Genomic DNA, 20,007 nt, shown 5'->3' on the forward strand with positions numbered 1-20,007 from the left:
ATAACATTGTGATTGCTATTTATCCTGGTAGTTTTGATCCCATCACCTTGGGACACTTAGATCTAATTCAGCGTAGTAGTCGCCTGTTTGAACAGGTGATAGTTGCCGTTCTTCGCAATCCAAATAAGATACCATTATTTACAGTCGAGCAAAGATTAGAACAAATTCGTATAGCTACAAAACATTTATCAAATGTAGGAGTAGACAGTTTTGATGGTTTGACTGTAGAATATGCTCAAATGCAACAAGCACAAATTTTGTTGCGGGGGTTAAGAGCGGTATCTGATTTTGAAATTGAGCTACAAATGGCTCATACTAATAAAACACTGTCTACTCAGATTGAGACAGTTTTTCTAGCGACATCAAATGAGTATAGTTTTTTAAGTAGTAGTGTGGTAAGAGAGATTGCCAGGTTTGGTGGCTCTGTTGATCATCTTGTTCCGTCACACGTTGCCCGAGATATATACAAATGCTACAATCAAGTTCAATCTCTGCCCATGAGTCCAACCAAAACGGAAAAAATCCTACCCCACGAGAGTACGTAAAGGCAATCCCTGAAGACGGGAATCCACTGCCAACACCAGGGGTAGATATTCAGCAAGAACTCAACCGCTTAGAGGACATAATTCTCTCTAGCATGAGGATTCCTTTAACGGGACGTACCCTAGTAGATGAAGATAAATTACTCGAACAACTTGATTTTATCCGCATATCTTTGCCGGCGGTTTTCCAGGAAGCATTAGATATTTTGGCACAAAAGGATGAAATTCTCCTAGAAGCCGAAGAATATGGACAACAGGTTGTAGACGTAGCCCAAGCCAAAAGGGCGCAAATTTTGGCTGAAAGTGATATTATCAGGCAAGCACAACGGGAAGCTGACCAACTGCGGCGACAGGTCCAGCAAGATTGTGAAGCGATGATGCAAGAAACTATCGCAGAGGTTGAGCGTAAGCGTCGCGCTTGTCAGCAAGAGTTAGAAGAAATGCGCCAAACTGCAATTACTCAAGCTCAAGAGATTGAAGATGGTGCTGATAAATACGCTGATCATGTTTTGAGTAATATGGAACAGGATATTCAAGAAATGTTACAAATTATTACTAATGGTCGTAAACAATTACGTGGGGATAATCCACAGCGGACTGCCAATAATTCTCATAATTCTAAAAAGAGCTTTCCTAAGTCAATAACAAAATAAACAAAACTAATCTGTTAGACACCTAAATTGTATAATCTTAAAATTGTTAAATGTCGTGGGGTAGGTTAATCAACAGTAAACTAAAAGCCAACAATTATGAACAATTGCTCATATTAACAATTGGTCACATTTAAGTAGGTTGGCGTGAAAAATTGTCGTTATGACAAGGGAACTCTTAACTGGGAACTCTTAACTGGGAAGAGGTTTTGGGCAACTTTACTTTTCGTTACGTATGTCGTTTTTTTCCGTTCACCTACTTAGTTGCTTGAAAGATTGTTTCAATGTGATAACTGTGGTTTTGAGTGTGATAGAGATGTCAATGCTGCGATTAATTTAGAAAAAGAAGCGGTCAGATTGACCATTGACCGTGGTAGAGACGTTCCATGGAAAGTCTCTACATAGTACCGACACTTCTACAATGAAGCAGGAAGAAAAAACTGGCTATTGTTAGCATCAGTTAGCTTTTTTGGATCGGATCTGACAACTATCACTAAATATCAAATGGTAGATCGGATAAATGATATCGCTTGGCAAGCTCACCGGGGAAGCGTTGCGGCGATTATTCAAGTCTTGAATGAAAGACTAATTATATCTGGTGTGAGAACTAGAGCAATTTTTGCCGCTGGTGTGTTGCAAATTTTGTGTGAAGCGGCTACGGTGGAGCAACTTGAGCAATCTACCTTAGTCCCAAAAATCCAACAAATTTTGGAGTCAATTGCACCGCGTCACATTCGCCGAGTTTATATCAATAGTCGAATTGTACGAGAAGAACAATTACTATGGTTAGAGGAAATTCACCGTGATGCCAATCATCAATTTATATGGTCACAGGAACTTATATTGTCGCAACCAAATTTCTGGAAGCGGCTAATTCGAGATTTAAGGAAAACTGATGCCAAATCCAGAAAACCTATTTTAACTCAACCCCAATCTCTACTTAAAAATCAGGAGCAAGGGAAAATTTCAGTCAACACTGGGGTAATAGCAGTTTCTGGTTTATGTTCACTAATTTTACTGGCTTGGTTGGATTTTCGCTTAGGTAATACACTAAAAAGTTTGTTAATATTCACAGGTTCTCAATCTTCCCAAACAGCAAATCAAAGATCCTCTAGCCAAAGTCTTTTAACACTATCTGATGATCCATTTGCCGCTTCTGTACGACTGGCTAACCGGGCTAGTGTTGCTAGTAGAACAGCTATCACCTCAACTCAGTGGTTGGAGTTGGCTGCTACTTGGCAACGAGCTTCTGATTTAATGAGTCAGGTTTCACCTAGCCACAGCCGCTATCAAGAAGCACAAATTAGAACTAAATTATACAAGAAGTTTAGTCAGGTTGCCCAGAAAAAAGCTGAGAAAAGTGAGTTGTGAGCAGGTTCAGATTTCAGATTTCAGATTTCAGATTTCAGATTTCTGGAATTTTCACTATTTACTCATTTCTAACATCCGTGCCATGGGTCGCAACGCGGCTAGGCGGATTTCTTCTGACATAGTAATTTCTGGAGTGCGATTTTTCATGGCTAAATACAGTTTTTCTAGGGTATTTAACCGCATAAATGGACATTCGTTACAGTTGCAATCATTCTGTGGAGGTGCGGGAATAAATTTTTTCTCAGGTGCTAGTTTTTGCATCTGGTGAATGATTCCCGGCTCTGTAGCCACGATAAATTCTTGGCTAGGGCTGGTTTGACAATAATTGAGTAAAGCGGCTGTAGAGCCAATAAAGCTGGCGTGACGTAAGACGCTAGTTTCACATTCGGGGTGAGCGATCGCTTCTGCTTGAGGATGTGTAATTTTTAACTCCACTATTTTCTTTTCTGAAAAAGTTTCATGGACAATACAACTACCTTGCCATAGAAGCATTTCCCGTCCAGTTTGTTCGATTACATACCGTCCCAAGTTTCGATCTGGGGCGAAAATAATTGGCTGTTGGGGGGGTATTTGCTGGACAATTTTCACAGCGTTGGCACTAGTGCAGATAATATCGCTCATGGCTTTGATTTCAGCCGAGCAGTTAATATAGGAAATAACTAAATGGTCAGGGTGTGCGGCCTTGAAAGCTGCAAACTCTTGAGGAGGACAACTATCTGCTAAAGAACAACCTGCATTGATATCTGGTAACAGTACCAATTTATCAGGATTGAGGATTTTGGCGGTTTCCGCCATGAAGTGAACACCAGCAAAAACAATAACATCTGCTTGAGTATTTGCCGCAGCCTTGGCTAATTGCAAGGAGTCACCAATAAAGTCGGCAATGTCTTGAATATCAGGGTTTTGGTAGTAGTGGGCTAATATTACCGCATTCAGTTCTGTTTTGAGATCCTCAATGGCAGTAAATAAATCTAATGGTAGATTATCTGATTTCGGTTGAGTAAGTGTAGTTGTAAACACAATTAAAAACTGTTGTTTTAGAGAATGAGATGACCTTGTGGATTAAATTATAGTAGTTTTTACCAAAAATAGGGGATGATTGATATTAGCAATTTATGCCCAAATCCGGTGGAGTTTCCTATCCTGGAGATATACGGCTTTTTAAAGTGGCATGACCAGTCAGAAAACTCAATCAAAACCTGTGAAAATTGCTGTAGTTGGGGATATTCACGACCAATGGGACGTAGAAGATGGTATGGCACTTAAACATCTTGGTGTGGACTTAGTGCTGTTTGTTGGCGATTTCGGGAATGAATCAGTAGAAGTGGTAAAAACGATCGCTTCCCTAGATATTCCCAAAGCAGCGGTAATGGGCAACCATGACGCCTGGTACTCGGCTACTGAATGGGGACGCAAAAAATGTCCTTATGACCGCACCAAGGAAGACTGGGTACAGAAACAGTTAGATTTATTAGGGGCTGTCCAAGTCGGTTATAGTAAGTTGGATTTCCCGCAGTGGAATTTAACCGTGGTGGGTGGTCGTCCTTTTACCTGGGGTGGACCTGAATGGAGATTTGCGGAAATCTGTCAAGAACGTTATGGTGTTTCGAGTTTAGATGATTCCGCAGATAAAATTGTCAATGCAGTAAAAAATGCTAATTGCGACAATATTATTTTTTTAGGACACAATGGACCTAGTGGTTTAGGCGATCGCGCTGAGGACCCTTGTGGCAAAGATTGGCACCCCATTGGCGGTGATTTTGGTGATCCTGATTTAGCAGCAGCTATTTCTCAAACTCTCAACATGAACAAAACTGTTTCTTTAGTTGCTTTTGGTCATATGCACCGGACTTTGCGCCATACTAAGAAACTAGAAAGGAAAGCTGTATTTAAAAGCCCAGAAGGGACTATTTACTTAAATGCTGCTAATGTCCCCAGAATTGTCCAGGAAAACGGCGTAAAATTACGGAATTTCTCCCTGGTCTTTTTAGATGGGGGTATGGTGACAAAAGTTGCTCTAGTTTGGGTGGGTAAGGACTACCAGGTGGCTGCTGAGGAAATTTTTTATAATTCTTTGGTTTGATAGCTGCCAATTCTTTAATTATATGTTATGATTTTATTTGTCAGTTTTGATTTTCTACAATTCTGGCAAATAATCTGGAGAGGTGGCAGAGTGGTCGATTGCGCCTGACTTGAAATCAGGTGAAGTGAAAGCTTCCGGGAGTTCGAATCTCCCCCTCTCCGTTGAATTGATTTTTTTCTCGCATTGACAGTTGACAATTTTTAATTATCAATTACAGCACGTTCGGCTTGAGTAAGGTACACCATTGGCGGGCAAGATGCCCGCACCACACTGGCTAGAATTTAAGTTACAGTTTCAAACCCAATTTTCTAAACTACAACCTTTTCTAAAATCAATTTAGAACGCTTTACTTGTTCAGGAATAGCAACGGGATAATTACCAGTAAAACAAGCAGAACAAAAACTATTAGTATCTTCTCTGGTGGTTTCTAACATTCCTTCCCAACTCAAATAAGCCAGACTATCAACTTGTAATTGTTTGGCTATTTCCGCTACTGATTTTGTCGCAGCAATTAATTGATCTTGAGTATCAGTATCAATACCATAAAAACAAGGGTGTGTGACAGGAGGAGAGGAAATTCTCATGTGAACTTCCGCCGCACCAGCATCACGTAAAGCCTGGACTAGTTTACGGCTAGTAGTTCCCCGAACAATGGAATCATCAATAATTACTACTCGCTTACCGAATAACACATCTTTGAGGGGGTTAAGTTTCATGCGGATACCTGATTCTCGCATGGCTTGGGTAGGCTGAATAAAGGTGCGGCCGACGTAGCGATTTTTAATCAGTCCCTCACCATAGGCTATACCGGAAGCTTGGGAAAAGCCAATGGCCGCAGGTATACCAGAATCAGGGACACCAAAGACTAAATCGGCTTCTATGGGGGATTCTGCTGCCATTTTCCGTCCTAATCGCATTCGATAACTGTATAAAGTTTCATTGTGCATGAGGCTATCAGGACGGGCAAAATAAATCATTTCAAAGATACAAAGTTTACGTTCTGACTGTTGATGCCACTGAAATGATTCTAAGCCATTTTCAGTGATCCATACTAATTCTCCAGGGGCGACATCACGCAGATATTCCGCACCGATAATATCTAAACCGCAAGTTTCGGAAGCGAGAACGTAACGGACGGGGTTACTATCTAAAGTACCAATTACTAAGGGACGAATCCCGTTAGGATCACGGACTCCCATCACACCTACGGGTGTAGCAATAGTTAGGCTAAATGCACCTTGACAACGATGAAAGGCACTCATGGCCGCTGTTACCCAATCTGCACCAGCATTAACTTCTTGAGCGATCGCATAAGCAATCATTTCTGAGTCCGTGGTTGTTACCAATTTAAACTTATCTTTGACCAACTCAGAACCCAGTTGGAGGGTATTGACTAAATTACCATTATGTGCTAGTGCTAACAAACCCAAACGAGTTTCCACCACAGCCGGTTGGGCGTTAACTTTGCGACTAGAACCAGTAGTAGAATAACGGGTATGACCAACTGCCATATTACCGGGTAATTGCTCTAGAATAGTCTCATTGAAGACTTGAGATACCAGTCCCATATCCTTGTGTTGGTGAACGCGCGAACCCTCAAATGTAGCAATACCAGCAGATTCTTGACCCCGATGCTGGAGAGCGTATAGTCCGAAGTATGTTAATTTAGCAACATCTTGTTCTGGGGCATAAATGCCAAAAATACCACAAGCTTCTTCGGGCTTGTCACTAGTATTTTCATGACTGTTGATTGATTTATCGAGGTATTCATCCGCAATTACGGAATTAACGAGAATCATGCTGGTATTACTCCTGGTGGGGTGTCGAGTCACTGGGGATTGGAAATTACTCACAAGAGCGCAGGGGAGAGGGGGAAAATTAAGAACTATTACCCATTACCTTTTGCTTCTTAACAAATCGTTAACCATCCATTAAAACAGTACCTTAAATTGGTGAAGGATCAAGTATGAATTGTAAATTTTTATGTTCAAACCTTAATTTTTGATCTGGTCTAAGTGTTATTCTGAATTGCCAGACGTTTAGAGATTGCTCCATAATAGCGATCGCGCATATCTTCAATACTAACCTGGACTAACTTATGGTTATCTGCGGTTAAAATCTGCAAATTGCCAGAATTAACTACTTTACCGATTTTTTGCCAATATTCCCCCAAATGCTCCTCTAAATAAGATTCCCAAATTTCTTGATTTTCACTATTGACAGAAACTAAAATTCTTGCTCCACCTTCACCGAATAGGACTTCATCAAATCGTAAATCATCATTTGTCGTGATTGGGAAATTAATTTCCGCCCCCAAATTTCCAGCCAGACAACATTCCGCTATTGTAACAGCCACACCGCCCTCAGCGACATCATGGGCAGATTTTAACCAACCACAGCGAATACCATGACGACAAGCCTGTTGTACACATCGCTCTAACTCAAAATCAACTCTAGGCGGCCTACCTGCAATTGTATGATGAATTGTCGCCAAATATTCAGAAGCGCCTAATTCGATTTTCAATTTTAGATTTTCGATTTGGGACTGAATAGGTAAACCAAGCAGGTAAATTATATCACCTATATTTTGCCAACCCTGTCCGCAAATTTTAGTCAAGTCTTCAATTAAACCCACCATACCCACAACGGGAGTTGGGTAAATTGGTTGAGGATTTCCCTCCGCGTCAAAGGTTTCATTATATAGAGAGACATTCCCCCCGGTTACCGGCGTTCCCAACTCCCGACAACCTGCACTCAAGCCCCGACAGGCGGACGCTAATTGCCAATAACCAATGGGGTTTTCTGGACTACCAAAATTGAGGTTATCCGTCACAGCCAGGGGTTCAGCACCCACACAGCTAAGATTCCGGGCGGCTTCTGCTACTACTGCCTTAGCCCCTTCATAAGGATCAAGATAGACATAGCGAGAATTACAGTCTACCGTAGCCGCAACAGCAGATTTTGGATTTTGAATTTTGGATTGTGGATTTTGGATTTTTTCTAAAGGACGAAGACGAACTACAGCAGCATCAGCCCCACCTGGTAATAATACTGTGTTATTTTGAACTTGATGATCATATTGGCGATAAACCCAGCTTTTAGAAGCAATAGTAGGAGTATCTAACAAAGTCAATAAAATTTGATTCCAACTTTGCCAATTTCTGCCAATTTCAATTCCTGTCACATCACAAGCGGGTAAATTATCTTTTGTCCATTGCCAAGCTTTTTTAGCATACTCTGGTGCTTCTGTCAATAATTCTCTTTCATATAAAGGTGTATTTTCCGCTAAAGCCTCAGCGGTAATTTCGGCGGCGATTTTCCCCTCAAACCAAATCCTGACAATGGGTTCAGCAATTACCGTACCTGCAACTACCGCTTGCAGTCCCCAACGGTGGAAAATAGCAATTAATTCCTGTTCTCGTCCTTTTTCGGCGACAAATAACATTCTTTCTTGAGATTCCGACAGCAGATATTCATAGGGTATCATTCCTGACTCCCGCACCGGAATTTTATCTAAATCAAATTCAATACCGACACCACCTTTAGCGGCCATTTCCGAAGTTGAACAAGTGATACCCGCAGCACCCATATCCTGTGCTGCTACTACAGCACCGGTTTTAAATGCTTCTAAACAAGCTTCAATTAAGGACTTTTCTAAAAATGGATCTCCCACTTGCACCGCAGGACGATTATCCATAGACGCCTGGGTTAATTCTGCACTGGCAAAACTTGCCCCTCCCATACCATCCCGTCCGGTGGTTGAACCCACATACAGCACCGGATTTCCCACGCCTGAAGCCCCTGATTTGACAATTTCCGACGTTTCCATCAAACCCAGCGCCATGACGTTAACTAGGGGATTTCCAGAATAAGCGGGGTCAAAATACACTTCACCACCAACCGTGGGAACACCAACACAGTTACCATAATGACTTATCCCCGCTACTACACCTGTAAACAATCTTTGAGTTTTCGGATCATTCAAATCACCAAAGCGCAAAGAATTTAATAAAGCAATAGGACGCGCCCCCATTGTAAATATATCTCTTAATATACCACCAACTCCGGTTGCAGCGCCCTGAAATGGTTCAACAGCGGAAGGGTGGTTATGGGATTCTATTTTAAACGCTAATTGTAGTCCATCGCCAATATCCACAACTCCGGCATTTTCACCGGGTCCTACGAGAATACGCGGTCCTGTGGTGGGAAACTGTTTGAGTAAAGGGCGGGAATTTTTATAACAGCAATGTTCAGACCACATGACCCCGAACATACCCAGTTCGGCTTTGTTGGGGTGACGACCTAAGCGGCGGACAATTTCTGTATATTCTTCTGGTTTTATGCCTTCTGAGGCAATTTCTTGGGGAGAAAAGGGATTTTCGGAAGTGGTGGTCATGGTAGTTATACACCAAAAGGACAGAGAAATATTTTATAGCAACATAACCCACAATTCAGGGCTGCTACATAAATTCTACCGGAGCTAGACATTAGACATCTGGAGTAATTAAATGTGCATAACCTGAAACTCTTGTCGGGACAATTCATGAATTGTGCCTACGATAATTTTCACAAGATGTCCATTTACTTCTCTAAAAAGGGACTATGGAAACACTTATCAGGGCTAAAGCCTTGACTACAAACAAAAGACCGATAATTTTTTGTGACACTTGCGTAAGTCCTACATTATAGGATAATTCTAAATATAGTTGAAAAATCAAATGGAAGTGCTATAAGGGTAGAGTGACTAATAACCAAGTTATCGGCCAAGATAAATTGGTTTATTCCCCCAATTATAAGATTTTTAAGAGTACATGAACAAAAGATTTATTTTAACCTTGATTTCTAGCCCCGTATTGTTCACATCCATGCTATCTATGGTGATGATGGCTAGACCTGCTCATGCTAATCAGGTATCTGATACTACTGGTACTCATCTATCTTGTGTCATGTCTCCCCATTCTGCAACTCCGAAGCAGGTATGTATACAAGTAAGTAACACTCTTCCCTCTGTTACAGAAAATACTATACAAATAGCACAAGCGCAAACAAATAACCCCAAAGAATTAGAATTTTCTGATGCAGAAAGTGATCTAGCGATCAAGCTATTTGGCTGTGATTGTCCAGTCTGTATCAATGCTGCTCGTCAATTAAACGGGTTAGCTCCTTTACCAGTTTAATAAGTGACAGGGTAATTGGCAAAAATTTACCTATTACCCATTACCTACTTACATATTACCCCTTATTTCCTAACAATACTTCTCTAATTATTTCTGTTGGTACTTCGTCAGTAACTTTGACTGCACCAATTTGGGTTGGTAATACAAAGCGGACTTTACCTAATTTAACTTTTTTATCTAATTGTAAAGCATCAATGATTGCTTCAACGTCTAAAGCTGCGGGTATTTGGATAGGTAAACCTGCTTTTTTAATTAAGGCATTTTGACGTTCTGTGTCTACTTGTGGCCAAAGTCCCAATTTGACAGCAATTTCCCCCGCTGCTACCATACCAATACCTACAGCTTCACCGTGTGTTAAGAGACGATACTCAGTTAAGCTTTCCACAGCATGACCAATAGTATGACCATAATTCAAAATTGCCCTTAGTCCAGATTCTTTTTCATCTTTGCTGACAACATCTGCCTTTGCTTGACAGGAATGAGTTATTATGCTGTTTATCAGGTCGGATTTTACATAGCGGAGTTGGTCAAGGTGTTTGCTTGCTGCTAATTGAGTAAACAATTCGGTATCCCAAATGATGCCATATTTGATCACCTCTGCCATTCCTGCTCGAAATTCCCTAGCTGGGAGGGTTCTTAACACTTCTGGGTCAATTAAGACTAAACTGGGTTGATGGAATGCACCAATCAAATTTTTACCGTGGGGATGATTTACACCAGTTTTTCCACCAATAGCTGAATCTACCATAGCCAGAAGACTGGTAGGGACTTGCACAACGTTGATTCCTCTCAGCCATGTAGCGGCTGCAAAGCCCGTCATATCACCAATAACGCCTCCCCCCAAGGCGACCATGGTTGAGGAGCGTTCTAGGCGATTTTCCAGGGCGATATCGTAGAGTTTTTGAATGGAGTTGAGGGTTTTGTAACGTTCTCCAGGGGGTAGGTTGTAGCTGACAACTTGAAAACCGGCATTTTCTAAAGATGCGATCGCTCTTGGCCCATAATGTTTAAATATCATTGGGTTAGAAACTAGCAATACTTTCTTACCTAGTTTCAAACTGGCCATTTGTTCACCTAGTTGATCTAAACTCCCAGGTGCAATGGTAATATCATAAGATTTTTCTGGTATATCTACTTTAATTACAGAATTCATTCCCTAACCCTAATATAATCACTCCTCTGGGTATTTTACCCCAAGTTGACAACCTCTTTTCTATTCCCTGTTCCTTTTCAGAATTATTGATGATTGAATAGAAATAAGTAACTAATCTGGAGCAAAACAAATGGCTGTAGTTGAATATATTGTCTTTTTAGGCGTGTTTATGGGTGTAGCAGTAGGCTTGTTATTTGGTCTACGCGGAGCTAAGATCCTCTAAGCCTACAATTAGACGCTAATTAAACCCACTTCATGTGGGTTTATGATGTATTTAAAGTAACTGACGACTGAATTTTTATTATTTATTACCATTCACAACTCCTGAGTTAATCCATATTGAAGTGATTCAAACCGTTTCACTATTTTATCAAAAGTTTCATCCCATTCTTGAGCATCTAAAATTTTGGGGATACATTGGGAAATATATTTATCTTGAAATTTCAGAATTATATCAACAATTTCTTTAACTTTGCTAATAGTTTCACTTTTAAATTTACTTTGAATATTTCTACCTATAAAAATAATAGCCGCTTCATCTACTTCAAATCTTCCTTCTATAATTGCATCAATAAATTCATCATAAACGCGCTGTTCATCTTCTTCATTGGGAGACTTTAGCAAGACTGTAATAATATCTTTTAAATCTTTATTTTCTCTTCTATTATTCCAAGCTAATAATTTCAACGCTATAAAAGCATCAATATCAGCTACCCGAATTTCTAAGTTGTCAATTATTATAATTTCTGTATTTGTAAAAGCTTCTTCTAAACCTAAAATGTTCATTTGATTACCATCAGGCCAGTTAATTTCCTCTTTGGGTTTACCTATATCACCAAAAGGAATAACATCAACTTCCAGTTCTGTTTCAATATGAATAAACTTGTGAATGACTCTGGTTGTTTTAAATAGGGGATTTTGTCCAGTCGTCATTATACTAATCAGCAGATTATATCTCTCCCAATTATCTAATTTTACCGCCACATCCCAATCTTTAGTTGCACGACCTTGAACTTTATATTGACTATCAAAGATTAAGATTCTTGCTTGAGCGCCTATCAAAAGCATGGGAACTTCTAAAGAATCAATGATAGATTTAAAATCTGTAAGGAATTTTTTAGTTTCTAAGTCAAGTTGGGGATGTGATTTGCTCATATTATACCATTTCGGCTATTTCTTGTCTTGTAATAATATATTTTTCATAGAGACGTTTAGCTGTTTCTTTGAGTCTTTCATCTGGATATAAACACAATTCTGCATGAATAAGCAATGGGTCTGCTATATGTTCATATACCGAATACTTAGGCTGATTTTTATTACCAAATTGCTTCAAGATGATAATATTACCCTTGGGATCTGGTTTGAGACGTAACATGGTTGTTATCGCACGATAATTATATTCTTGGGGAATATGAATAGTCATGCTGATAGGTTTTAAATAACCTGTGATAATTGCAGCACCTAATTCTCCCCCAATTATAATTTTTTGATTTTGGGCTATTTCTAGTATTTGTTTCGATATATCGTTAAAATCTATATTTTCTCTGGTGCTAAATGTCCCTACCAAAATTTCTCGACGCAAATTTTCTATATACCCCATTTCCCATCTTTCTAAAAGCTTTGTGTAATTTTCAATTCTATATGTTCCATTTCGTTGACGCTGTAAATAATTCAGTTGATACAAAGTTTCGAGACTGCGTTTTACAGTTTTAGAGTCAACACCTGCAACGTTTACTATCATTTCTAAAGTAGGATATTGTAAAATATATGGGTCTTGAAGTATAGCATAAGCAACTTTTAGTGTGCTGGTAGTAATTTTAGATTTTTTCCTTTGTGTTGAACTACTTCTAACTAAAATATATAGTGATGAATTGTTAAGGTAAATATTACCTGTGGTGTCAATAAATTCAATATTGTTTTCTAGCAACAAATCCAAAACTTCATCAGAAAGTGCATCTGTAATGAGCAGTGTTCTCTTATCATTGCTCAGTTTTTCTTGCAGATGATGGATATAATTAATATTTGCATCAACTGTATCTAAAGTAATAGGAACTTTAATTTCAACTATATATTGGTGGATTTTGTTGTGAGGCGTATATATAGTTAAAAGTCCATCCGCGAGAGTGTTTTCTAAAAAAGGTTCTATTATTGTTGTTGTCTCTATCTGGGGTAATTCTTCCAGCTTTTGTATACACTTTTGTAACCAAGGATGCTTAGGTTGCATAGCATTTGAGAAATAAAGGTTGCTATTATTATGACTCAGCAAATAGTAGGTTGGGTTGACGTAAGAAAACCCAAGATTATGATTTTTCTTGTTGGTTTGCGCTGTTACTGAACCCAACCTACCTTTACTCAGGACTTACGCAAAATATCGCTGAAACCCTCATTTCTCCGTGTCCTCTGTGCCTGGAGTGGTTCGTTATTCCGTGATTTATGTGTAAGTCATGTTACTATTTCATCATTGCTGGAGTTGGTGTTTTTTCCTGCTTTTGAAATGGGGGACGCATTTCTAAACCAAGTAAATTCAACATTTCCTTATCTGCGTCATAATCGGGACAGGGAGTGGTTACAGTCAACATTTTATGATCATCGCTGGAGAAGATGGAATTTGCACCAGCCATGAAGCATAAAGCCTGTTCTACGTGGGAAAGTCTTGCTCTACCGGCACTTAACCGCACGTCAGATTGAGGCATAATAATTCTAGCAGTCGCAATCATCCGCACTACATCCCAAATGGGGACATCGGGTTGATTTTCTAAGGGTGTACCGGGAACTTGGGAAAGAATATTGATGGGTACAGATTCGGGGTGAGGTTGTAAACTTGAGAGAGTATGTAACATTCCGACTCGATCACTAATATTTTCCCCTAAACCGAGAATACCGCCCGAACATACGGTAACATTAGTTTGGCGAACATTGGCAATTGTATTTAAGCGATCGCTATAAGTTCGAGTAGTAATTACAGTGCTGTAGTATTCCTCTGAGGTGTCAAGATTATGATTATAAGCATATAATCCCGCATATTCTAAACGCTTGGCTTGGTTCTCTGTCAGCATTCCCAAGGTACAGCATACTTCTAAACCCATGCTGGTTACGTCCTTGACCATATCCAGGACTTCCTCAAATTGGGAATTATCCCGGACTTCTCTCCAAGCAGCGCCCATACAAACTCGACTAACACCGCTTTCTTTGGCTGTTTTCGCAATATTCATCACTGTTGCTTTTTGTAGCAGTGCTTCGGGTTTTACCTCGGTTTTGTAGCGGGAAGATTGAGCGCAGTAACCACAATCTTCTGGACAAGCACCAGTTTTAATAGAGATAAGCTTACAAACTTGTATTTGTTCCGGTTTATGGTATTGACGATGCACTGTAGCGGCTTGGTAAATTAGCTCTAGAAATGGGGTGTTATATATTGTTAAAATCTCTGTTGGTTGCCAATTGTAGCGTATTTCCACTGTAATGATCCTTTTTGTAGTCTTGTGGTTTAATTTTTCATTAGTATAGCTGTTCTTAAAATATTTACATTTGAGTATATGACATCAGAGCCACCAATTTTGAGGAGCGATCGCCTATTATTAAGAATGGCCGTGATAGAGGATATTCCCTATATACTCAAATATTTTAGGGAAAATAAAGAACATCTTACGCCATTTTATCCTAAATGGGATGAACATTTTTTTACTGAAGAATATTGGCAATATCAAGTAGAAACCAGTTTTTGGGAATTTGTCAATAACTATTCATTAAAACTTTTTATTTATTTACAACATCAGCCAAGAATTGTAATTGGAACTGCTAATTTTAACAACTTTGTTTATAATGCTGCTCAGTTTTGTCAGTTAGGATACAGTTTAGCAGAATCAGCACAAGGTTATGGTTACATGAAAGAAGCGCTCTCTATTGCTATTAATTATGTTTTTGAAGAATTAAATTTCCACCGCATTATGGCTAATTATATGCCGCATAATCGCCGCAGTGGTAATGTTCTTAAAAGACTCGGTTTTGTAGTCGAAGGATATGCTAGGGATTATTTAATGATTAATGGGAAATGGGAAGATCATATTTTCACCAGTTTGACAAATCCCCACTGGAGATCAGATTTATAATACCTCAAAAAGTCGGTCATTTATAGATAAATATCGAGAAATAAATTATGTCAATTTATAATAATCGCGTGGCTATTTTAGCGACAATGCACAATAAAGAAAAAGTAATTTCTCCTTTATTGAAAGAACATTTAGGAATGAATGTGATAGTTACTCAAGGGTTAAATACAGATGTTTTTGGGACTTTCACCAGAGAAATTAAACGTCCAGATACACAAGTTATTACTGCTAGGTTAAAAGCTAAAAAAGCCTTAGAAATGTATGATCAAAAAATAGCGATAGCTAGTGAAGGAAGTTTTACACCTCATCCCCTAATTCCCTATATTTATGCTAATCGAGAAATAATTATTTTTCTGGATCAACAAAATGATTTAGAAATTATTGGTGAAGTATTTTCCACAGAAACTAACTTTAATCATCAAACTATCTCTAGTTTAGAAGAAGCTGAAGAATTTGGAAAAAAAGTAGGGTTTCCCGCCCATGGTTTAGTAGTTTCATTTGATAATATATCCACAGGAAAAACAGAATTTATTAAAGGTATTACCAGCCAAGAAAACTTGATAAATTCAGTAGAAATTGCCATAAAAAACACAAACGGTAAATTTAATATAGAAACAGATATGAGAGCAATGTATAATTCTACCAGGATGAAAAATATCGCCCTTACTACTCAAGACTTAATTAATAAAATTAATAGTTTATGTCCCCGATGTAATACTCCTGGTTTTATTATTAATCAGAAAATACCCGGACTACCTTGTGAACTTTGTCATCAACCAACTTCATTAATTAAAGCAGTAATTTTTAAATGTCAAAAATGCAGTTTTACCCAACAAAAATTATTTCCTAATAATCAAGAATTTGCTGATCCTAGTTTATGTGAATATTGTAATCCTTAAAGCCTGGATTTTTTGAAGACCGCCTGGGAATAAATTCCCATTCTCATAGCCAAAGTCATCTGAAGATGACTAAAAATCCCCAGTTTACTCTAGTAAACTTTACTTATTGGCGTTGAAATGAATTTCAGGGTGGGTTTTTCAGCCAATGCTAGGCGTTTTTTGTCTATTATTAAAGAAATATCAACTAAGCCTAATTATAATGACTCTGGATGAAACTCCCAATCATACCTATTCTACCAATCCTTTGCTGACGCTCAACTATGAACCCGTCCTAGAATCTCTTGGTGATGAATATTACGATCAAGTTGTAGCAGAGAAATTTCCTCAACATACTCTCCGTTGGCGTAATGATGAACTATTACCCCGGTTAGGACTTGATCCAAAATCCGTAAAAGACGATGATTTTATTAGTGCATTTGGTAAATTTGAGTACAGAAAACCCCTGTTAGCCCTGCGTTATCACGGTTATCAATTTGGACAATATAACCCCCAATTAGGTGACGGTAGAGGCTTTCTTTATGGACAAGTACGGGGTATTGACGGAGAATTATACGATTTTGGTACAAAAGGCTCTGGGAGAACCCCCTACTCGCGCGGTGGTGACGGTATGCTAACACTGAAGGGGGGAGTGCGGGAAGTTCTCGCCGCTGAAGCACTTCATCGTTTAGGTGTGGGTACTTCTCGCTGTTTAAGTATGATTGAAACAGGTTTACAACTATGGCGCGGTGATGAACCCTCACCGACTCGTTCCTCTGTGATGATACGTATGAGTAAATCACATATTCGATTTGGGACTTTTGAGCGATTAAACTATTTCCAACGACCTGATTTAACTCAAAAGCTTTTAGATCATGTCATTGAGCAATATTACCCTCATTTACAGGCTGAAAATGATAAATATGCTTTATTTTACGCCGAATTAGTGCAGCGAGTCGCCGAATTAGTAGCCCAATGGATGGCAGCGGGTTTTTGTCATGCAGTGCTGAATACTGATAATATGTCAATTACTGGGGAAAGTTTTGATTATGGACCCTATGCTTTTATTCCTACCTACGATTTGCAATTTACAGCGGCATATTTCGATTATTATAGACGTTATTGTTACAGTCAACAACCGGGGATTTGCAAACTGAATTTAGAACTGTTGCAAGAACCGTTAAAAGCGATAATTCCTCAAAGTGATTTGGATATTGCTTTATCTAAGTTTGCTGAATATTATCAAGCTGAATATCGAGCTTTAATGTTGAAAAAATTGGGTTTTGCAGATTTACAATTAGAGGAAGCTGATGAATTTTTGAGGTTAACTATTACCTTTTTACATGATAGTCAAGTTGGTTATCATCAATTCTTTGCTGATATAGCTAATACCTTTTCTAGTAAATGGAGAGATGATCCAGCTTTAGTAATGAATGGTTCAGAAATTATCCCCCCGTTGGGACAATCAGTAATCTTTGATAATTGGTGTTTTTTCTATCATAAAATCCTGAATCATTTTGATCTTGAACAAATGGATAAAATTGGCAAAACTTTAACCGAAACTAATCCAAAAACAGCATTATTAAGACCTGTAATTGAGTCAGTTTGGGAACAAATCACTGAAAATGATAATTGGCGACCTTTTTATGATTTAGTAGAAATACTGCAAAAAGGGAAGTAATACCAGAACCCCACCCCCAACCCCCTCCCCGCAAGCGAGGAGGGGGCTAAAATTTATCCATTCAAGTACATACCAATATATCGCTCATAAAAGAGATGTAAATATCTCCTTTCTCACTACCTCTGTGATCTCTGTACCTGGAGTGGTTCGTTTCAAAAAGTCGGGGATCTAAACTTACCAAAACTATGATCAGCATTAATTTCAATTACTAAATCAACAGAGGATGATTTCAGCAAAGGATTAATAAATAATTCCGGGTGTAAAGAACGCCAAAAATAATTCACAAATTCCTCTATTTGTAATTCATTCATTCCTGATTTACCAGTAGCAATCATTTGTTTTTCCGCTTGTTTTCGCCATACTAAAGAATAACGGTAATCTGTAGGATAAAGAACTATTAAACTATTCAATCTTTCCCAAAGTGGTAAATAGGTTTTAAGCTGATCATTCATATCAGCAGCAAACTGTCTATCTGCATCTGTAATAATAGGTGGTGGCGCTGTTAAAAACTCTTTGGGATTAATTGGTTTTACACCCACAAACCAACCTTCAAAGAGAACAATATCTACAGGATTTGTGATAAACTCAGGGATAGTGCGATCGCCAGCACCCCCATAAGCAGATTTATCAAATCTAGGAATCATGACAGGACCCTTGCCTTGAGCAACTTGATCGAGTACACTTAAAGCTAGGTGAATATCGTGGGTTCCAGGCGGTCCGCGCCAAAGCAAACGAGAATCCTGTTGTATTAAAGCCAAGCGATCATTATAAGTTTTGTACAAGTCATCCAAGGACAAACTTAAAGTCTGGTATCCCAAGTGTTGGAGAATCAAACCCAGTATTTTAGACATGGTAGTTTTACCGATTCCCTGTGAACCTAAAATCCCTTGAATAAAAGGTTTACCTAACTGTTGACGCTGGTCTGCAATTTTGATACTCAAAGGTAGCCACAAATCCCATACTACCTCTAACATTTTTTGGGGTTCAGTTTTTAAGGTAGTTTGACAAAACTGACTAAAATCAGAGAAAACTAACTTCAATAAGTCCCCTCTCCTTTGCATAACTTGGGCTACATTATCAGCAGTGATATTAAATACCTTAGCTCTCAAAGGATCTGCTAGTGCGGCGGCTTGTGCTAATAGTTGCCAAGACGTATCCGTTGTCAAAATTTTACTTAGCCATTCACTACTCATAAAATTACGAACCCAGTTTCAAAGCTTCTAGAAATAGGCTGTAGATAAGACCAACTTTCAGATAGTTGAGTATTTCTACCCAAAGTGCTGCCCGCGACAACCAAGAGCGACTATAAAATATTTTACTGAATACTTCAGTAAGTATAACTAAAAATGCGGCTACTACAATGTCTAATTCTGCTTTTTGTCCAGCGGTTGTTGATACTGCTGATCCCAAAAAAAAGCCAAACAAAAAACTAATTAGTATCAATGATAACCTCCGCCAAGGATTAAGAAACCATTGACTTAGGCTTCTAGTTATGGTGTCTAACAGGTTGTTGAGACGAGTATTTTGCATGGTAGCAAAGAACAGAAAACAGGGTGAGAAAACTAGTTTTGATGCTGTGAAATTGAATAATCTACTTTAGATAATCTAAGTAAACCCGGTTAATTACGATTGGGGATCATTGATAACCATATTGTTTTAGCCTAGCCTTTAATTTTATTTCTAACTGTATCTGACTATGAAAAATTCCATGTATCAGTATCGTAACTTGATGATTGTTTTTTTGGCACTAGGACTAATTGGGATAATAGCAGCATGGTTAAATATCAGCATATCTTTTGAGTCTAAAAATCCAGGAACAGTATCAAAAGTCACTAAAGATACACCATCTGGTGTGACAAACACTGAAAATCGAGAGGAAACTAATTCAAATAGTACACCAATTCAACCAGTAGAATCGAGTAGCCAAAAAAGAGAGTCTACCGTTTTGTCTAATCAGGTTAATTCAGATACTAAAACCAAAGTACCAGGATTGCTGCGCGTGAGCAACAAAACAACTCAACCCATACGTCTGGTATTATTAGCCAGACAATTATCTCAAAAAAGTGCCAATATTAATAAAATCAAATCTACTCCTCCCGCTCATTGGGATTTTGCACCAGAAGAAGGAAGTGAGAGAGGATTAGTTTTATCCTTGCCTCAAGCTAATCTAAGACTAGAGAAAGGTGATATTCTAGCAGCTTTTGCCCAAGATGGTTCTCGGCGCTATTGGGGACCCTATGTCGTCGGGGAAACTTCCTCTCCCCAATGGCAACCTCAAAGACAAGAATGGCAGTTGGTGTTACAAAATAGGTAATTGATCACGGCAGGAGTTTATTTGTATTTTGTTTGAGTGTAAACTATTGTGTACT

20 protein-coding genes and 1 tRNA gene are annotated in these 20,007 nt (G+C 38.8%); 12 read left to right on the top strand and 9 right to left on the bottom strand.

What is annotated here, in order from left to right:
* Positions 1-8 precede the first annotated feature (8 nt).
* From coaD to ACIR310F_RS0111490, 4 genes are all read left to right on the top strand, one after another.
* Positions 9-545 (top strand): pantetheine-phosphate adenylyltransferase, encoded by a 537-nt coding sequence (gene coaD, locus ACIR310F_RS0111480; RefSeq protein ID WP_028083986.1) that lies wholly within the window; start codon positions 9-11, stop codon positions 543-545.
* The gene (locus tag ACIR310F_RS0111485) at positions 470-1,195 is read left to right on the top strand and encodes a DivIVA domain-containing protein (RefSeq protein ID WP_028083950.1); all 726 of its coding nucleotides are present in this window, start codon (positions 470-472) and stop codon (positions 1,193-1,195) included. The genes coaD and ACIR310F_RS0111485 overlap by 76 nt, the downstream gene beginning before the upstream one ends.
* Before the next feature lie 273 nt (positions 1,196-1,468).
* A complete protein-coding gene (locus tag ACIR310F_RS24315) occupies positions 1,469-1,597 on the top strand; it encodes a transposase (RefSeq protein WP_231387502.1) in 129 nt (42 codons plus the stop codon).
* A gap of 99 nt (positions 1,598-1,696) precedes the next feature.
* A complete protein-coding gene (locus ACIR310F_RS0111490; protein WP_028083951.1) occupies positions 1,697-2,563 on the top strand; it encodes a hypothetical protein in 867 nt (288 codons plus the stop codon).
* Positions 2,564-2,617: 54 nt separating this feature from the next.
* Here the strand turns inward: ACIR310F_RS0111490 and nadA are convergent, their stop codons facing one another.
* Positions 2,618-3,583: a quinolinate synthase NadA gene (gene nadA / locus ACIR310F_RS0111495; protein WP_028083952.1), complete on the bottom strand. Its 966-nt coding sequence runs from the start codon at positions 3,581-3,583 to the stop codon at positions 2,618-2,620.
* Positions 3,584-3,734: 151 nt separating this feature from the next.
* Between nadA and ACIR310F_RS0111500 the strand changes: the two genes are divergently transcribed.
* Both ACIR310F_RS0111500 and ACIR310F_RS0111505 read left to right on the top strand, forming a co-directional pair.
* On the top strand, positions 3,735-4,646 hold the full coding sequence (locus ACIR310F_RS0111500; protein ID WP_028083953.1) for a TIGR04168 family protein: 912 nt from the start codon (positions 3,735-3,737) through the stop codon (positions 4,644-4,646).
* 76 nt (positions 4,647-4,722) lie between these two features.
* Positions 4,723-4,807 (top strand) — tRNA-Ser (locus tag ACIR310F_RS0111505).
* Between the two features lie 147 nt (positions 4,808-4,954).
* Here the strand turns inward: ACIR310F_RS0111505 and purF are convergent.
* A complete protein-coding gene (gene purF, locus ACIR310F_RS0111510) occupies positions 4,955-6,445 on the bottom strand; it encodes an amidophosphoribosyltransferase (RefSeq protein ID WP_028083954.1) in 1,491 nt (496 codons plus the stop codon).
* A 212-nt stretch (positions 6,446-6,657) separates the two neighbouring features.
* A complete protein-coding gene (gene purL, locus ACIR310F_RS0111515) occupies positions 6,658-9,042 on the bottom strand; it encodes a phosphoribosylformylglycinamidine synthase subunit PurL (protein WP_028083955.1) in 2,385 nt (794 codons plus the stop codon).
* A gap of 415 nt (positions 9,043-9,457) precedes the next feature.
* On the opposite strand from purL, the gene ACIR310F_RS22280 reads away from it, so the two are divergent.
* A complete protein-coding gene (locus tag ACIR310F_RS22280; RefSeq protein WP_028083956.1) occupies positions 9,458-9,823 on the top strand; it encodes a hypothetical protein in 366 nt (121 codons plus the stop codon).
* Between the two features lie 55 nt (positions 9,824-9,878).
* Here the strand turns inward: ACIR310F_RS22280 and aroB are convergent, their stop codons facing one another.
* A complete protein-coding gene (gene aroB / locus ACIR310F_RS0111525; RefSeq protein ID WP_028083957.1) occupies positions 9,879-10,976 on the bottom strand; it encodes a 3-dehydroquinate synthase in 1,098 nt (365 codons plus the stop codon).
* 130 nt (positions 10,977-11,106) lie between these two features.
* On the opposite strand from aroB, the gene petL reads away from it, so the two are divergent.
* Positions 11,107-11,199, top strand: coding sequence for a cytochrome b6-f complex subunit PetL (gene petL / locus ACIR310F_RS24320; protein WP_035081422.1), 93 nt, complete (start codon positions 11,107-11,109; stop codon positions 11,197-11,199).
* Between the two features lie 92 nt (positions 11,200-11,291).
* Here petL and ACIR310F_RS0111530 read toward each other — a convergent pair whose 3' ends face one another.
* The 3 genes from ACIR310F_RS0111530 to bioB all read right to left on the bottom strand — a co-directional run bounded on the left by ACIR310F_RS0111530 (position 11,292) and on the right by bioB (position 14,437).
* On the bottom strand, positions 11,292-12,131 hold the full coding sequence (locus ACIR310F_RS0111530; protein ID WP_028083958.1) for a hypothetical protein: 840 nt from the start codon (positions 12,129-12,131) through the stop codon (positions 11,292-11,294).
* A 1-nt stretch (position 12,132) separates the two neighbouring features.
* Positions 12,133-13,200: a type IV toxin-antitoxin system AbiEi family antitoxin gene (locus tag ACIR310F_RS0111535; RefSeq protein WP_028083959.1), complete on the bottom strand. Its 1,068-nt coding sequence runs from the start codon at positions 13,198-13,200 to the stop codon at positions 12,133-12,135.
* Between the two features lie 226 nt (positions 13,201-13,426).
* Positions 13,427-14,437: a biotin synthase BioB gene (gene bioB / locus ACIR310F_RS0111540; RefSeq protein WP_035367914.1), complete on the bottom strand. Its 1,011-nt coding sequence runs from the start codon at positions 14,435-14,437 to the stop codon at positions 13,427-13,429.
* Between the two features lie 72 nt (positions 14,438-14,509).
* Here bioB and ACIR310F_RS0111545 point away from each other — a divergent pair, with 72 nt between their 5' ends.
* The 3 genes from ACIR310F_RS0111545 (at position 14,510) to ACIR310F_RS0111555 (ending at position 17,638) form a co-directional block, all read left to right on the top strand.
* Positions 14,510-15,082 carry a GNAT family N-acetyltransferase gene (locus ACIR310F_RS0111545; protein WP_028083961.1) on the top strand — a complete coding sequence of 191 codons (573 nt, stop codon included), beginning with the start codon at positions 14,510-14,512 and terminating at the stop codon, positions 15,080-15,082.
* Positions 15,083-15,129: 47 nt separating this feature from the next.
* Positions 15,130-15,981, top strand: coding sequence for a DUF6671 family protein (locus tag ACIR310F_RS0111550; RefSeq protein ID WP_028083962.1), 852 nt, complete (start codon positions 15,130-15,132; stop codon positions 15,979-15,981).
* 199 nt (positions 15,982-16,180) lie between these two features.
* Positions 16,181-17,638: a protein adenylyltransferase SelO gene (locus ACIR310F_RS0111555; protein WP_028083963.1), complete on the top strand. Its 1,458-nt coding sequence runs from the start codon at positions 16,181-16,183 to the stop codon at positions 17,636-17,638.
* 152 nt (positions 17,639-17,790) lie between these two features.
* On the opposite strand, the gene ACIR310F_RS0111560 is transcribed toward ACIR310F_RS0111555, so the two are convergent.
* Together ACIR310F_RS0111560 and ACIR310F_RS0111565 are read right to left on the bottom strand one after the other, a co-directional pair.
* Complete coding sequence (locus ACIR310F_RS0111560; protein ID WP_028083964.1) at positions 17,791-18,831, bottom strand: glycerate kinase; 1,041 nt, start codon at positions 18,829-18,831, stop codon at positions 17,791-17,793.
* Between the two features lie 4 nt (positions 18,832-18,835).
* A complete protein-coding gene (locus ACIR310F_RS0111565) occupies positions 18,836-19,168 on the bottom strand; it encodes a DUF565 domain-containing protein (protein ID WP_028083965.1) in 333 nt (110 codons plus the stop codon).
* A gap of 166 nt (positions 19,169-19,334) precedes the next feature.
* Between ACIR310F_RS0111565 and ACIR310F_RS0111570 the strand changes: the two genes are divergently transcribed.
* Entirely contained in the window at positions 19,335-19,952 is a 618-nt protein-coding gene (locus ACIR310F_RS0111570) for a hypothetical protein (protein WP_028083966.1), read from the top strand.
* Positions 19,953-20,007: the final 55 nt, after the last annotated feature.

This window comes from Dolichospermum circinale AWQC310F (assembly GCF_000426925.1).
Classification (GTDB): domain Bacteria; phylum Cyanobacteriota; class Cyanobacteriia; order Cyanobacteriales; family Nostocaceae; genus Dolichospermum; species Dolichospermum circinale.